Origin of the sequence: Duncaniella dubosii (genome assembly GCF_004803915.1) — a bacterium.
GTDB classification, from domain to species: domain Bacteria; phylum Bacteroidota; class Bacteroidia; order Bacteroidales; family Muribaculaceae; genus Duncaniella; species Duncaniella dubosii.
The window spans coordinates 3,135,626-3,151,876 of record NZ_CP039396.1; the positions used below are offsets into that span (position 1 = coordinate 3,135,626).

The 16,251-nt window shown below is 45.2% G+C and carries 9 protein-coding genes and 1 pseudogene; all 10 read right to left on the minus strand.

Annotation, left to right across the window (positions count from 1 at the left end):
• Positions 1-98 precede the first annotated feature (98 nt).
• Positions 99-4,637: a translocation/assembly module TamB domain-containing protein gene (locus E7747_RS13955; protein WP_228449179.1), complete on the minus strand. Its 4,539-nt coding sequence runs from the start codon at positions 4,635-4,637 to the stop codon at positions 99-101.
• Positions 4,638-4,774: 137 nt separating this feature from the next.
• Positions 4,775-5,872: a TlpA family protein disulfide reductase gene (locus E7747_RS13960; protein ID WP_136416607.1), complete on the minus strand. Its 1,098-nt coding sequence runs from the start codon at positions 5,870-5,872 to the stop codon at positions 4,775-4,777.
• A 284-nt stretch (positions 5,873-6,156) separates the two neighbouring features.
• A complete protein-coding gene (locus tag E7747_RS13965) occupies positions 6,157-6,789 on the minus strand; it encodes a DUF3575 domain-containing protein (protein ID WP_317130205.1) in 633 nt (210 codons plus the stop codon).
• Positions 6,790-6,920: 131 nt separating this feature from the next.
• Positions 6,921-9,802 (minus strand): annotated as a pseudogene (gene uvrA, locus E7747_RS13970) (excinuclease ABC subunit UvrA).
• Positions 9,803-9,826: 24 nt separating this feature from the next.
• On the minus strand, positions 9,827-10,813 hold the full coding sequence (locus E7747_RS13975; RefSeq protein WP_136416611.1) for a lytic transglycosylase domain-containing protein: 987 nt from the start codon (positions 10,811-10,813) through the stop codon (positions 9,827-9,829).
• A 50-nt stretch (positions 10,814-10,863) separates the two neighbouring features.
• On the minus strand, positions 10,864-12,177 hold the full coding sequence (locus E7747_RS13980; protein WP_136416613.1) for a T9SS type B sorting domain-containing protein: 1,314 nt from the start codon (positions 12,175-12,177) through the stop codon (positions 10,864-10,866).
• A gap of 217 nt (positions 12,178-12,394) precedes the next feature.
• Positions 12,395-12,544: a hypothetical protein gene (locus tag E7747_RS16675; protein ID WP_168185357.1), complete on the minus strand. Its 150-nt coding sequence runs from the start codon at positions 12,542-12,544 to the stop codon at positions 12,395-12,397.
• A gap of 75 nt (positions 12,545-12,619) precedes the next feature.
• Complete coding sequence (yihA, locus tag E7747_RS13985) at positions 12,620-13,222, minus strand: ribosome biogenesis GTP-binding protein YihA/YsxC (RefSeq protein WP_123614485.1); 603 nt, start codon at positions 13,220-13,222, stop codon at positions 12,620-12,622.
• 36 nt (positions 13,223-13,258) lie between these two features.
• Positions 13,259-14,335 carry a GNAT family N-acetyltransferase gene (locus tag E7747_RS13990; protein WP_136416614.1) on the minus strand — a complete coding sequence of 359 codons (1,077 nt, stop codon included), beginning with the start codon at positions 14,333-14,335 and terminating at the stop codon, positions 13,259-13,261.
• 203 nt (positions 14,336-14,538) lie between these two features.
• The gene (locus E7747_RS13995; protein WP_123614487.1) at positions 14,539-16,062 is read right to left on the minus strand and encodes a DUF4301 family protein; all 1,524 of its coding nucleotides are present in this window, start codon (positions 16,060-16,062) and stop codon (positions 14,539-14,541) included.
• Positions 16,063-16,251: the final 189 nt, after the last annotated feature.

Genomic DNA, 16,251 nt, shown 5'->3' on the forward strand with positions numbered 1-16,251 from the left:
ACAAAAAATCTGACGAAATTAAGTACCGAATATTATATATAAGACGTAGAAACAGTCCTATTAGTTACATGACGAGAAGTGATTTTTTTTGAAAAAAATCACTTCTCGTCCAATTTACTGTCAAATATGCTGTCGGTAGATATACGTTTTCTCTTTTCAAGCACACCGTCATTCACAGAATCCGGCTTTGCCTCTTCCTTTGCCTTGTCATCAGAGTCTTTCTTTTTACGACGCAGGAATGAGAAAATATTATCAAAATCACGCTTGAACACGAGACCTATGCCTTGAGTCGTAAGAGCGCTCTTCAGATAATAGTTCTGGTCATTGTAACGGTTATATGCCTTGAGCTGTATAGAGCCTGAACGATTGAGCAAGTAACGGATATCGAAATCCCCGATGAAGCTATTGTTGTTCATAGATTTATCACGATATCCGAGATTTCCGTTCAGAAGAAGCCTGTTGTTGAGCAGATGGCTTGAAAGCGCGACATCGACTTCAACATTCGAGAAGTCACCGCGATCACTGCGTATGGCAGGTGCTATACTCCAGTTGTCACTCAATTGTCCGAGCATCGAGCCAAGCCGCGACGAAAGTGTCGACGAGGCGACTGAGACAAGTTCATTGCCATGTGTTCCGGTCATGTAGTCAGGAGTATAGAACTTATTCAGTGCAAGGAGGTATATTATCTGACGGTTCATCATATCCTCCGTCGAGACTATAGAACGGACTTTGCGATAAATCTCCTGCGAAAGGCTCGGGAATTCCAGATCGAATGTGATGTCCGGCTGACGGATATCACCCTTTACGAACATAAGGGCGTCGACACGCACATTAGTCCGGTTAAGCTCCCTGTCCTCAAGAAACGATTCATCAAGCTCGCTTAGATTTGCATTGAGTGAATAGGATGCAGTGATGTCAAGCTGCGCAGCATAGGGATCTCCGAGGAATGAGATCTTACTTCCTTCACGTATATCAAAATCCTTCAGAATTATATCCTGAAGAGTGAAATTATACTTTCCTCTGTTAATCGTGTAATTTCCATACATCTTCATATCTCCGTCAGATGTATATGTCATGCGCAGATTGCCATTTCCATGAGCGGTAATCTTATCACCCCCGGCCGGATCCATCAGAAGTGTAATCGTTGCGTCGGGTGTTATGCCGACCTTAAACGTCAGCGAATAGACCGAGGCGACACCCTCCTCATCATGCCTGATTCGCTCATTCATCTTGCGGATTATCATCTGTTTAGGATCAAGCATCATAATAGAGTCCTTTTTTGCCTTATCGCGGTCGCGCAAAGTGATGAATGTATAATCCATCGCATGTTCTGCATCACTTAACACAAACGTAAAGTTCGAATTAGGAGCGGTAGACATATCCACATCAATATCCACGTGTCCCGGACCTCCTTTCACGATAGCACGGCCATTCCCGAAAATACGGCCATACCACGGATCCTCGGTCTGATTATCACTCACATCATAGACAAGGAAATCCTTAGCATCGGAAATGTCAAACTTAAACGACGCATCATGGAAATAGTTATGTCTGACATATCCGCTTAGATTTGCCACTTTATTATTTCTGTCGGTAAGTCTTATGTCATTGAACCGTATTATTCCCGGTTCGATATGCACACTATCTGTCGCCGTATATGTAGTGTTGGTAAAATCAAGCTTTAAAGAAAGATTGTCGGCAAAAACATCGCCCTTCAAGTCAAGATCCTTGAAAGTGCCATAGAGATGCGCATCACCCGAAACACGTCCTGAAATTTTCGAAGTGAACGCAGACATGAACGGAGCCATGAAGCCGACAGGGGCATTTTTGGCTGAAAATTTAAAATCAAGTTCCTCTGTCATAGGCTTGATATATCCGTCAACAACCGATAAGTCGGAATTTGGCTGACGTATGTCAGCCTTTATTACAATGCTTTTTTCTTCGTGATTCCAATATGAACGTATATCGGCATCGCCCATGACACATTTATTATATTTCAATCCATCGACTTTCAGGCGTGGAGTGTAAAGTACCGGTTCCTGCGAAAGGAGCATAAGGCCATAGAAATCGCCTGTGGCACATCCTCCAAACTGAACAGCATCGCCAATATTAAGGGTTTCGAAAATATAATCCAGATCTATGTTCTGAAGTTTCATGACCAGAAGCTCTGTGGAATCAGCCGATGCGACACCATTGATCGAGAGCGATTGTCCCTGACGGCCTCCGCTTAGATTGTCGACAACAACCCGGTGTGGAGCGATGCTGATTCGTGACGGATTGACGGTCCACATCGAGTCGTTAAACACCATTTTTGATTTGTTGATAACGATATCGGTTAACAGCCTGTTATCAATCGTGTCACGACGGAAATCAGTGTCAAAACTTAGATTGCCTCTGAATTCCTTGTCACGGTCCACAACCCAAGAAATATCCGTAGCTATAGAATCGGTATGTCCCATAGACTTCAAATCCAAGTCAAGCTTTCCATCCTTGGTGGGGAATGAAGTATGCGCCAAAAACTCCATTTTCCTCGCCACCCCGTCAACCAGCAATGAGAGACGGCTTCCCTCGATAAGCTTATTCTTATTCCTAAGGAAAGGCATGTCGACAGAAAGTCCTAATGTCGGATTATCACCGCCGTTGGCATATGAGCTAACATTTACGGGATAAATAAAATCGACAGGTAACTTAAAGAACTGCGATAGAGCTGAATCTTCCTTCACTGTAAGATTCAGCCGGCAATCAATCGTGTTAGCTCCAGTCTCACCGGGCTTTACCAGCGAAGGATAAACCGATGCAACTATATTCCCGATATCTTTTCCAAGTGTCTTGAGGCTGAAACGGCCTGAAAGGTCGGCATCAGCCTGCGGACTTCTTAGCGTGATAAGCCTTAATGAATCCCTCTCGGAAGCTTCAAGTTCCACATATGGAATTACAAGTTTTTTTCCGTCTGACCCGGAAAATTTTATATCCTCGACCTTTACCCAGCCGGTCAATGTATCAGGATTACGCCCCTGTACAGACACGTCGATACCTCCGGCTACCGAATAGTCATGGAAGCGCCCGTGTTTAACAAACGGAGCGAGCGAAACATTTTTTATTTCCGCATAAAACTCATTCAACGGCTTTTCACCTGTGAAATCCGCACCACCTGTAGCTATGAAATCAAGGCCGGGAGAGGCAGAGCGCAACGCCCCGTCCATTTTGTCGCCAAAAAATCGAGCTTTAGCAGAAATGTCAGAAAAAATAAAACCATTCCATTCCACCGTCGGGACAGCCAACTCCACACTTCCTTTGATATAACCTTTTTTGCCAATGACAAGATCTACCATTGTTTCAAAAGAAATCCGAGTAAGCGGAGCAAGTCCCGGAAGCAATTGCGAAGGATTAAACGACGATGTGTTCACACTGCCGTCTATACTAAGAGGACTGTTCTTTCCTCGCTTGTAAATACCGCAATCCAAATCAAGATTGCCACAGTCGGTATCTAATGATCCATTGAAATCAAGACTCCCTGAAGTCAGTGACATGTCACCAAGCAGGTTTATATTGCCGAGTGAACGCAACGGAAGCAATTTTTCATATAGATGATGGAGCGCACCTGAGGGCGAGGCCATAAATCCAATGACGCTACCGACATTGGCCACAAGATTGACCCGACGCAAACCAATCACCACCGAATCGCTTCCGTTAGTAAGATTTTCGATAAGGCCATGAGTACCAAACCGAAATCCACGGTCTGCGATTTCGACATCGAAATGCCTTATGACAAGACTGTCCGGGCAACCATCAAGTTCAAAATCAATGTCGATTCTATCATCTGTGCCACTAAGCTCCCTGACAAAAGGCGAAAGGTCAGAGAGAATCAGATATGTATCAGGTAGAGTCTCGACAGGTGACATAAACGCATCCTGCAACCGGAAGGCATTCCCGAGTGGTGAAGCTATGGTCAGATTGTTGAAAGCAATCCGGGAATGTCCTATTTCGGCTACAAAATCGTTTATCTGCATTACATCCTTGTCGGCGATGACCGAAACGGTAAAATCTTTAAGAGACAGACCAGAACGTTCCTCAGCGCCAAGACGCTTAACATCTATACTCAACCGGTCATTGGCAATAAGGGGTGCACTTATGTCGGCTCTGAAATCAGAAACAGAAATATGATTTTTATCAAACCGGGCCGAATCGGCAAGCGGAGTATCAAGAACATCATAAGTCAGAGAACTCCTGCGGATGACGACCAGATTAACAGCAAGGTCAAAGGCTGTCGGAGGCTTGTTGCCGTCAGACTTGAAACGGTCGATTATCGGCTGAATATTTAAAGGAGCACCCATACTATCCTTGTAGAGCTTTATATCCATGTCGATAAGTTCCACATACGAAATCAAAGGCCGCTTCCCCCACAGGCTCTCCATCAAGGAAATTCCCGCGCCTATGTGCCCGATGTTGAGAGCTTCAATTCCCGACGGGTCTTTAATTGAGACATCGCTAAGTACGATGCGGTTGAAAGGAGCAACAGACACTCCCCCTAAATGCACATCAGTGCCGAGCAGAGCCGTTAGCTCGTGTTCGGCACGTTGTGCGATGCTATTCTGGACAGACGGCAACGATAAAAGGACATATAGGATTAAAGGCACTGCCAACGGTAGCACAAGCATACACACAAGTACGGAGCGAAGAATCCTGTAGAATGTTTTCAACTCAGTGGCTTTATGTCAGAAAATCGTTACCTTAATTTCAGTCTGAAGAGAGAAGATTATATACAAAGTTCATATCAAAGCCTACGGCTAACAGACGAATCAAGAGTCGAGATGTCACTCACACGTTCGACCACATCGCCATTCCTGTCAAAGATAAATATCGCGGGAAGCGATCCCACATTATAGTCGCGCAAAGCCTTGTCTCCGTCAGTCGGGCCATTGAGCACAGTGATCCACGGAAGATTTTTGGCCGTTTGCTTCCACGCATATTCATCGGCATCGAAAGCAACCTGAAAAATCTCAAGTCCCTGAGAATGATATTTCTCATACACCTTATTGAGCGCGACATTAAACGCAGGTGATTCTTCGGCAGTATAAGCAGTAAAGTTCAGAAGCACAACTTTTCCTTTCGAAGTTTCTTCGAGAAGAGAATGCTCCTTGCCTGTATTATCAAATAGTTTGATATCAAATGCACGAACTTCATTAGCGACAGGGACTTCTCCGTCCACAGACTGTGGGCTCTTGGGGCGATTACCGAGATACAGACGACGAAGATAGCCAGAGCGGGGATCCTCAGGACGGCGCTCATTAAACGCGTTGGCGACAGCTCCGATAATACGCAAATCTGACTTCTCTGCAGGGTTAAACAACGGTTTACCTGCAAAACTCTTGTTTATTATATAATATGTGACAATACCCGCAGGGTCGGCAATAATCATCCTGCCAAGCTCTCGTTTAAGTTCCGCGTCAGTGCTGACCGCAGCAGATCCGCTCTTTGCAGCCACCGCAAGAAGCATGCTGTCAACTCTGACAAGGTTTTCAGCCTGTGGTGAACCTGCAAGAGTGTAGTGCGCGTCAATGTCAGGAGCCGCGGCAGAGAGAGTGACAGACTCTATGCTGTCAATCGGGAAATATACAGACTTCTCGCCTACCCTCAGACGATAGATGTCCGGATAGCCCTGTGCTTCACGGCTATAGGAATAAGATCCGTCGGATGATACTTTCAATGTATCCATCGGATACCAATATCCTTGATTGTTGCCTTCAAGCACTACTATATCGTCTTTGTCAAGACCTGAAATCTTGCCGTCAAGATGCCATTTGTTGCCTCCTGAGCATGAGGCGAGAAGAGTCACAAAAGAAAATGCTATTAATTTGCCTGTTGTGTTCATGAGTTATGAGCTTGTTTTAACATGCAAATTTAATAAATTCCTGTCTAAATTTCAAGCTTAATTCGACCGAAGCATAAAATACATCAGTAAAATGGCTACCGTCACGACAGAATAGCCACACTTTAACCATTGATACAAAGCAAATTAAATCACATCTATAAAACTTAAATCTCCTTTCAGATAGATTGTCTTATTAATAAACAAGGGAATGTGATAATTATTATATGATTTAAGAAGAGACAGGTCTACACCAACAATATCTGTGCTGACCTGTCTTTTTACTTTCACTTGCCAAGAAGCCAAACGATGGAAATTTCGGCCTTTACCGGTCCGAAATAGTGTAATTTACGGTCTCCGTCACAGATATGCTGTCCGCACATGTAGCGATAACGCTTGTAGTGGGAATGTATAAATCCAATCCCAATGTTCAAATCAAGGTTCAGCCTACTGGCTATCGGAAAGGAATATCCATAGCTCAATCCCCAGCTTGCAGCTACATCAGGACATTGCCGCCCCACTTCACCAAGTTTCATATCGTATGTGAATAATCCGACAAACACTCCGGCATGATGCCCTGAAAGCACTCTTGACCGGGATACTTCTCCAAAATAGCAACGCCATTCAGCTTCTCCACCATATATACGCCAGCACTTATTTCCTCCGCCCCACCAAGCAGCCGCCCATGTGGCGCTTCCGCTATAGCGTCCTCTGCCAAATTCAAATGTCACATTCGGAATTAAAGCAAGATCCAGTAGCCCGTTGCTTCGTAATGCGAAATGATAGCCGGATTCATGATTCAAAAATCCACATGTGTCAGAGGATAGCAGGTCTGACACACTGCCTTTTTCCAAGTTTCCGGCGTCCAAGGAAAAAGGCAATATCAAAATGAGCAGAATTGAAAAGAAATAAAGCCTCACGTTTAATAATTTTTCTTTCGTTTTTACAATTTAAACACCATGATATTTGTCATGGTTCAAAACAAAGCCGGAAATCATGACATCAACAGAAACGATCATGACTTCCGGCCTATATTTTGCGTACCAATATTCTATTGTCGCAACTTGACGTCAACGCCCTGCTGTTGAAGCGTCTCACGAACAAACAAGGCCGTCGGCGAATCAGACTTGGCAATCTGCAGAGGCGTACCTGTCGCTATTATATAGCCTCCATTCTTACCTCCTCCGGGTCCCATGTCTATGATATGATCCGCAGAGCATACCACATCAAGATTGTGTTCAATCACAAGCACTGTATTACCCTTATCTACCAGACGGTTCAGGACATTTAGCAAGACCCTTATGTCATCGAAATGCAATCCTGTCGTCGGCTCGTCAAGGATAAAAAGCGTATTGCCTGTGTCTCGGCGTGAAAGCTCCGTCGCCAGTTTGACTCTCTGATTTTCTCCTCCCGAAAGTGTCGATGATGGCTGACCAAGCTTGATATATCCGAGTCCGATATCCTGAAGCACCTTTATTTTATTTATGATCGACGGAATACCAGCAAAGAATTCTACAGCCTGATTAATCGTCATGTCAAGGACATCAGCGATAGACTTTCCTTTAAAACGGACTTCGAGTGTCTCACGATTATACCGCTTTCCGCCACAAGTCTCACAAGGGACAAGCACATCAGGGAGAAAGTTCATTTCAATAGTCTTATAACCGTTGCCCATACAGGTCTCACATCTGCCGCCGGCGACGTTGAATGAAAATCTTCCGGGGCGATAGCCACGAATCTTTGCCTCTGATAGCGAAGCATAAAGATCACGTATAGCAGTGAATACCCCGTGTATGTCGCAGGATTGGAACGCGGTGACTTGCCAAGCGGCGACTGGTCTACAGTGACAACTTTGTCAATGTTTTCCAATCCTTCAATCTTGTCATAAGGAAGTGGAGCTGTGTGTGAGCGATAAAATTTCTGACTCAATATCGGCTGCAATGTCCCGTTGACAAGCGAAGACTTTCCGCTACCCGACACACCTGACACGCAAATCAACTTTCCGAGTGGAAGAGTAAGAGTCACATCACGCAGATTGTTTCCTTTCGCACCACGCAACACAAGTTTCTTTCCGCTTCCCTTACGTGGAGCAGACTGCCAAGGGATAAGATCCTTGCCATTAAGATAGCGTGCGGTAAGGGTGTCGGTCGCAAGCATTTCCTTTGGAGTCCCGCTGAACACAACTTCACCGCCTTTACGTCCGGCCTTAGGTCCAATATCTATTATATGGTCGGCATCAAGCATTATATCCTTGTCGTGCTCGACAACAAGAATCGAGTTTGAGGCATCGCGCAACTGCTTTAATGAATCTATGAGACGGCGGTTATCACGCTGATGAAGGCCGATTGAAGGCTCGTCAAGGATGTAAAGCACGTTCACAAGCTGGCTGCCCAACTGAGTCGCAAGCCTTATACGCTGACTTTCGCCTCCTGAAAGAGTAGCCGACGCTCTGTTCAACTGAAGATAGTCAAGTCCGACATCAATCAGGAATTTGAGACGACTACGAATTTCCTTCATGATTTCGTGGGCAATGACAGCATGCGTAGGAGACAAACGGCTTTCGACATCTTTCGACCATTCATAAAGATCCGAGATATCCAGTCTGCATAATTCAGCAATATTCTTTCCGTCCACAAAAAAATGAAGCGCCTCACGGTTGAGCCTGTCGCCATTACATTCGGGGCAAACCCCACGTGAAAAGAATCCTTCACTCCATTTTTTCGCAGATGCCGAAGCTTCATCGGCCTGCTGCATTTCTATGTATTTCACAAGCCCGTCGTAGGTCTGGAAATAATTATAGGTGGCCATTGTGTCATTTTCAATCACAAGACGTTCGGATGTGCCGTTGAGAATCTCACCCATAGCTTCCTCAGGGAGATTGGATACAGGTGTCTTTATTGTATATCCATACTTTTTGCAGATTGCATCAATCTGCCAGAATACCATAGCGTTTCGATATTTTCCCAACGGAACGATAGCCCCTTCATGAATAGAAAGATAAGGATTGGGAATTATTTTCTCTCTATCAACTATATTGACATAGCCAAGCCCCTTGCAGCACGGACACGCACCAAGCGGAGAATTGAAGGAAAAATTATGCGGAGCAGGCTCCCGATATGAAATTCCACTCGCAGCATCCATCAACGCCTGAGAAAAATACGTCACTTTATCGGCATCGACATCATAGACCATCGCCTGTTTGTCTCCCTGACGCAAGGCATCCTGTACGGTAGCGTCAAGACGGGTAAGATCTTTATCCGACACCTTCAGACGGTCAATCACAAGCTCAATATCATGGTTCTTATATCTGTCAACCATCATATTGAGTGTAAGGTCGCGAAGCTCGCCGTCGACACGGACGGTAAGGAATCCTTTCTTGCGCAGCTGTTCGAACAGCTCTTTGTAGTGGCCTTTTCGGTTTTTGACCAAAGGAGCAAGAATATACACCTTATGCCCGGCGAAACGCTCAAGAATCAGATTGACAATCTGCTCACGGGTATATTTCACCATAGGCTCGCCTGTCACGTAGCTGACCGCCTGACCGACTCTCGCATAAAGCAGACGAAGGAAATCGTAGACTTCAGTAGTTGTCCCTATGGTGCTTCGCGGATTTTTATTAACCGTTTTCTGCTCAATGGCAATTACAGGGCTAAGACCTGTGATGTTGTCGACATCAGGCCGTTCGAGGTTGCCAAGCATATTTCGCGCATAAGCCGAAAAAGTTTCGATGTAGCGGCGCTGCCCCTCGGCGAATATAGTATCGAATGCAAGAGAGGATTTGCCACTGCCACTCAGCCCGGTGATTACGGTAAGTGTGTTATGAGGAATATCCACATCTATATTCTTAAGATTGTGGACTCTCGCGCCTTGCACACTGAGCTTGCTCAATGGCCTGATAAATTTATTGTTAGAATTATTTTCAGAGGTTGTCATTGCTCTTTAGTCGGACATTTCTTGTCAGTCTGTCACCCATGCTTGGTTATAGACTGACTTTTTCTGTCGCGCACGCGACATGGAATCTTTGGTCGGAATCTTCACAGTGTATGTCTTGCCGGTCTTATTAGGGAGCGACTTTGCCCGTATCCACGGATTGTTTTCACGTAGTGTCATGTAGTCGATGCCCTGTGCTTTGGCCCATGCAGGCCAGTCCTCAACAGGCCCATTTACTTCGACCGTTTTGTATTCAAGGGGCTGATAAAGCTGATCGGACGAAATACGGAATCCATAATCCTGAGGATTTTCCATAATCAATTTCATGGCAAGCAGACGGAACATATACCGCATGGTTTCATCGGCCAGATAAAGATCATAGGCAGTGTCTACCTGCTGAGCTGCAAGCTCGTTTGTGATACGGGCCACACCGCCGTTATAGCTTGCCGCCACCGATTCCCAATTGCCATATTTGGCATAACTTTTTTTAAGGTAATCACAGGCCGCTTCAGTTGCCTTGACCGGATCATAGCGCTCATCAACATAGTCATTAACCTCAAGTCCGTATTCTTTTGCTGTCGAAGGCATGAACTGCCACAGGCCGCCGGCCTTTGCAGGAGAAAGCGCACGTGGGTTTAACGTACTTTCAATCACGGCGAGATATATGAGGTCGGACGGGATACCGTTTTTCTTCAGAATTGGTGCAAGAACCGGGAAATAACGGTTTGCACGCTTTATTGCCAAAAGTGTATTGCCATGAGTATATGTCATAGCTGTAAGCTCACGGTCAAGACGTTCCCATCTGTCAGTCCTGTCAAGGTCGACTTTTTGTCCGGCAAATTTAACAGATTTCGGAATTCGCGGATTGATGACTTCGGAATAATTCTGAGCATTCTCTACCTCCGGCGCTTCCTCAGCAGGGGTCAAAGCCTGCACATCCTCTGCAGGAGCAAAAAATGCCAATGCGGCAAGCACTGCGACTGAACCGATAAATGATTTATGATAGTTGTTCATTGTCTGTAATTTTTTAATAAGTTAAATGTGTTTTTTTCAATCAGGAGAACTCATTTCCTGTAATTCACAATATTTATGTCGCCCGACAATTTGTAGTCTTTTCCGTCTGCGCCACGAGCCTTGATTACATAGTAGTAGGCACCGGATGGCACATTTTTGCCATTATGTCTTCCGTCCCAGCCTTGCGAAGGATCGGAAAATGAAATCATTTTATGTCCGTAACGATCAAAAATGCTGCACTCAAAGCTCACTATACCTGAATAGCTTACTTTCCACTCGTCGTTTATTCCGTCTCCATTCGGCGAAAACGCATTCGGACATTTCAAAGATGACGCTCCGACTGCCACGGTGTAGATGTCACTGTGAAACTCACATGAACCGTCAGAATTGGCACATACGAACCGTACGTATGTCGTGCCTTCTTCCGTGAACGTATAATCAAACTTCAATTCCTGAAAGCTCAGATTAACGACATCGAAATCCTCGAATCTCGACAACTGCCATTCCCTGAATAGAGCGCCGTCGGTGACAGCAGCCTCAAAAGAAACCTCACAGGGAGCAGAGCCTCCAAACGATGCGTCTCCGGCGCCGGGATTCACCTCATTGTCATTCTCACGTTCGGTCTGGACTGCTGAAGTTATCGCACTTACAGAATATGGCTGAATGACAGGCGACGTATACTGTACTGCATCACCCCATTCCTGCAAAAAACGGTCACCGGTAATTACAAAATCCGTAGGGCACAGCACACCTTCCAGTCGCAAGGGACTCTCAAGAAATTCCAACGACTTCTCTCGCGCAGTCTCTACGAATGTCATATTTTCGACATCAGGCATGAGAGTCCTGTATGCGAGCGAGATTCCCCGGTCAAGGGTAAAACGGCGGCCGTTAATGCCATAATACAGAATTTCCGCTCCTGTTCCATCGACATCAAGCCCCATAAAGCCACAATCACGGTCAGGAGATTCCGAAATTGAGTTAACAGAAAACGGATGACGCAAATAATCAACCACCCAAAAACAATATTGCTTTCCGGCGGTCTCAACCACATAGCCCATATCTCCCTCAATATTCCCAAGGGTCGACAACCCATCGGCGAATACAGCCCCGGAAACCTCTTCAGCAAATCCTGCACCAAGATTAGAATAACGATACCATTTCACATTCTCGGCAGACGAAGCCGGGAAGGAAACACTCCTGCCCTCCATACCGTAGGCCACACAAATTTCGGCCAGACCGGTAGCGTTAGAAGGGACTATGCTTATGACAGACCTATTTCCGCCTTCCCATATAAGCTGTGAGGCAGAAATAGGAATTGAGCATATTGCCGATGACAGGAGTATGATGGCTAAGGTGCGGTTCATTGATACTGGCACAATTGGATTTTTTGGTTTCTCAACCTACAAAATTAATAAATTATTCCAAATACAACAACACCGTAGAGCTTGCCGGCATGTTATATTTCGCTAAAAATTTTCATAGGCGATATACACAACCACAGCCGCTGACTGATTGAGACAATCGACGGCTGTAGGTTTTGTTTTCTAACCAAATTAATCTGAGATGAAGAACAATGAGAGATCAAGGCATCTCAACGTCATTATTCCGAGGATTATTATTAAGTTCCTTGACATCCTCTTTCACCATATCGGGAGTAACCTTGTTTTTATCTGCCACGTTGGTTTCTACACCGGGGTATTTATCTACACCCTTTTTGTTGTTTTTGTCCATAGTTCTATGTTATTAAATAAATAGCTTTTATCTTATAACATCATGGACGCAGAAAGGGTTCGAACTCACTTTTTTCTATTCAAGGGGGAGTCTGTTGAGCTGCTCTATGTAATCAAGCAGTTCGTCACGACCGCGACGGGTCTCGCTTGATGTCAGGAAAACAGGGGGCAGCTCCTCCCAAGTCTCAAGGAGTATCTTGCAATACTCTTCAACATTGCGTTTACCTGCCTGTGAGCCCATCTTGTCAAGTTTTGTAAATACTATCGAGAAGGGGACTCCGTTTTCGCCAAGCCAGTCAAAAAACTCCAAATCAATTTTCATGGGCTTATGGCGGGAGTCAATAAGCACAAAAAGATTCGTCATTTCCTTACGGTTTAGGATATACCCCTTAATCATCTTCTCCAAAGCCTCGCGCTGAGACTTCCCACGCAATGCAAAGCCATAGCCGGGAAGGTCGACAATATACCACTCGTCATTGACAAGAAAATGATTTATAAGCAATGTCTTCCCCGGGGTCGACGATGTCTTTGCAAGACCCTTGTTGCCGGTTAACATATTTATCAGTGATGATTTGCCGACATTGCTGCGCCCGATGAAAGCGTATTCATGACGCGAATCTTTAGGACATTTCCTGACTACGGCATTTGATATTACGAAACGTGCTGAATTAATGATCATATTTTTAGATTTATTTTAAACAAATTTGCAAAGGCGTCAGTCAAGCATGAGGCTTATCATCGGTCTCACTGACGGAAAGCGGATTATGGAACCTATTGCAGACGAACTGAAAACAATGTCAGCAAATACATCGACCGTGACATCGAAATCGAGTTTTCCGCCATAAGCATCGTCAATTTCACATCGACCGTCAGCCACAATGAATGTGTGAGAATTATATTCCGGGAGAAGCTCGTCGGATACTTTGATACAAGTTTTGAATTTCGGATCGGAAGCTGCTATAATCTCAAGAGCTTTCCCTACATTGACAAAACGCCCCATACCCCTTGGCATCAATCGCCCTCCCATTGAATCGTCAGGATGACCATATAGCAAAACGGGCATATCACCATTAAGACAGCGCAACTGCCTCAATGCACCGGAACGGGCATCGGAATCCTCGCCCATCACATCTGTCACAAGAAGAATATCGTCATGCCGTACCGCCCATGCCATAGAAACGATCTCGCTTCCACTATCCTCATCATCACGAGCCATTACTACGAAATTGCCATTATCTGACTTCAAATCGGACAGAATGTTAAAGAAATCGCGTCGGGAATGCAAAACATAGCACTGCCGACGACGCTGAAACCTGTCAAACGCACACCAGACCTCATCACTCGCATCATTTTCCACATGATGGTAGTCTCCCTTGACCGGGAATGAATGAAATGCGGTAAAACGTTGTTCCTTTGTATAAAACACCGTAGAGAATCCATATCTGCGATAAAAAAAGAACAAAGCCTCGTCGGCCGGAATCAGAGAGCACAGCATATCACCTCTGACAGCCGATTCACGTAAAGCGTCAATCATCAGGCTGGACATGTAGCCCTGACCGCGTTTCGACCGACGGGTCGCCGCCCCGGCAATATAACTCACGGGCGCTTCCGATCCGTGAAATGACATGGCATAGCGCTGAAGCAACAGACTGCTGACAGCCGAACCGGACTGATCGGTCAGAAGCATAGCTTCATCATCGCGGTAGACCTGATCGAAAAACATATCGACATACTCACGCGAATCTTTAAAACACTCTGTCCATATTTTCTTTATTTCATCTCTCTTACTCATCGTGACGACATTTCATTACATAATACATATTGATAATATAACACCTGAAAGACGGTCTTTGTGTTCATGATGTCCACAAAAAAGTATCTGTCTCCTTTTCAGTAGTCTAAAAAGACGACAGATACCATTTTACCTATTTCATATAGATGTACTTATCCATATGGAGCGTACTCCTGCCGGATCCTATCCGAGACAGTCCGGTTTCACTGCTGATGTGCAGAACGAAGAAGATCGTTTACTGTCTTTACCGGGTTAAAAGTAGAAATCGGAACTTCAACAAAGACTGTATTCCAGTCACTCATCGCTCCGTTCCAAAGACCGGGAAGTTCCATAGCACGAAGCTCTTTACCATGACTCGACTTAGAAGAAATAAAGCCTGTAGCGGGATCGACATACTCGGGCAGATTGAATTTCTTCCCATGAATATCCTTTATATAGCAGACCAGATCAACAGGATTGAAATGGGTTGCTGAAGCCATCATTTTCTGATACTCTTCATTGTTCGGATCAACCTGATTGCTCTCGAGAATCTGCGGCGAAGTAGAGCCATCTGTATTATATGCGATAAACGGACCGCCGCCCGGCTCTCCTTCATTCTTCACCATACCGCACACGCGCAACGGACGGTCAAGTTTCTCGCGGATATAGGCCACCACACTGTCGTCGTCCATGCTTTCAAGTTTGGCATCGCTTACGTTCAACACATTGTTGAGATAGTCAAGCATGCGTTTGATGTCATCCTTGGTATATATCTTCTCATCAATGGCAAGAAGATCTTCTTCAATCTGGTCATGAACCTGAAGCAGAAGTCCACCGAGCACTTCCTTAAAGCGCACAGTATCGCCACGTTTGGAATCAGGAACGACATTGTCAATGTTCTTGATGAAAACAACAGCAGATTCCATATCGTTAAGATTCTGAATCAGAGCGCCATGCCCCCCGGGGCGGAAAAGAAGATGTCCATTCTCCATAAAAGGAGTATTGTCGGGGTTTACGGCTATTGTATCGGTCGACGGCTTCTGCTCGCTCATCGTAACATTGAATTTCACGCCGGTGCGTTCCTCTGTGGCAGGAATAACTTCGGCAAGTTTCTCCTCAAAAAGTTTACGATGGTTTGCTGAAACAGTGAAATGGAGATTGACAATGCCCTTGGAGTTTGCCGCTGTCTGCGCACCCTCTGTCAGATGTTCCTCAATCGGAGTGCGAGAGCCGTCAGGATAAGTATGGAATTTTAACAGTCCCTTGGGAAGACCGCCATAGTTCATACCTTCCGGATTTACTATCGCTGCAATGATGTCACGGTTACGTCCTTCGGCAAGGAGCTCATCAAGCGACTTGTTATAAAGCCTGCCGGCTGTCTCGCGAAGTTCAGGAAGGAACGGAAGCTTATCAATTTCTGCAATCAGTTTTGCAACCGGAGTTCCTTCTTTAAGTTCGTCTGTCCCTCCATCAACATATTCAAACAACGCTTTAAACATTCGTGAAGCCGCACCCGAGGCAGGCACAAACTTGCAGACTTCGCCACCGTGTTCGAGATATTCGTTCCAACGTTCGAGGGCTGCGTCGATTTCTTCATCATCAAGGCGGAATATGCCTGCTCCCACACGGGCGGCATCACTGATTTTAAGATAAGGGAATCCTGTCACGAAACGTTTAAGCTGTGATTCTACTTCCGCTTCGCTTATTCCTTTATTTTTCAGGAGTTCAAGATCTTCGGGTCTTAGCATGGTAATTGCATTTTTAAGTGTTTAAATTATTTCAACCCAAAGTTAATGATTTTTTTTAAGGTATGTCAAAAAAAAATCACTAAAATACCATTGCTATCCTAAAATCCTACTTCACAGACAGCCTGTCGGACATTACAGAAGAGTCATCAAAGTCAGGATATCAAAAAAGCAGGCTGCGACCCGTTGCAA

Excerpts from the sequence above, each read along its gene's own strand:
- E7747_RS13960 (WP_136416607.1), bottom strand. The coding sequence starts at position 5,872 with ATGAACACAACAGGCAAATTAATAGCATTTTCTTTTGTGACTCTTCTC.
- E7747_RS13975 (WP_136416611.1), bottom strand. The coding sequence starts at position 10,813 with ATGAACAACTATCATAAATCATTTATCGGTTCAGTCGCAGTGCTTGCC.
- E7747_RS13980 (WP_136416613.1), bottom strand. The coding sequence starts at position 12,177 with ATGAACCGCACCTTAGCCATCATACTCCTGTCATCGGCAATATGCTCA.
- E7747_RS13990 (WP_136416614.1), bottom strand. The coding sequence starts at position 14,335 with ATGAGTAAGAGAGATGAAATAAAGAAAATATGGACAGAGTGTTTTAAA.
- yihA (WP_123614485.1), bottom strand. The coding sequence starts at position 13,222 with ATGATCATTAATTCAGCACGTTTCGTAATATCAAATGCCGTAGTCAGG.
- E7747_RS16675 (WP_168185357.1), bottom strand. The coding sequence starts at position 12,544 with ATGGACAAAAACAACAAAAAGGGTGTAGATAAATACCCCGGTGTAGAA.
- E7747_RS13995 (WP_123614487.1), bottom strand. The coding sequence starts at position 16,062 with ATGCTAAGACCCGAAGATCTTGAACTCCTGAAAAATAAAGGAATAAGC.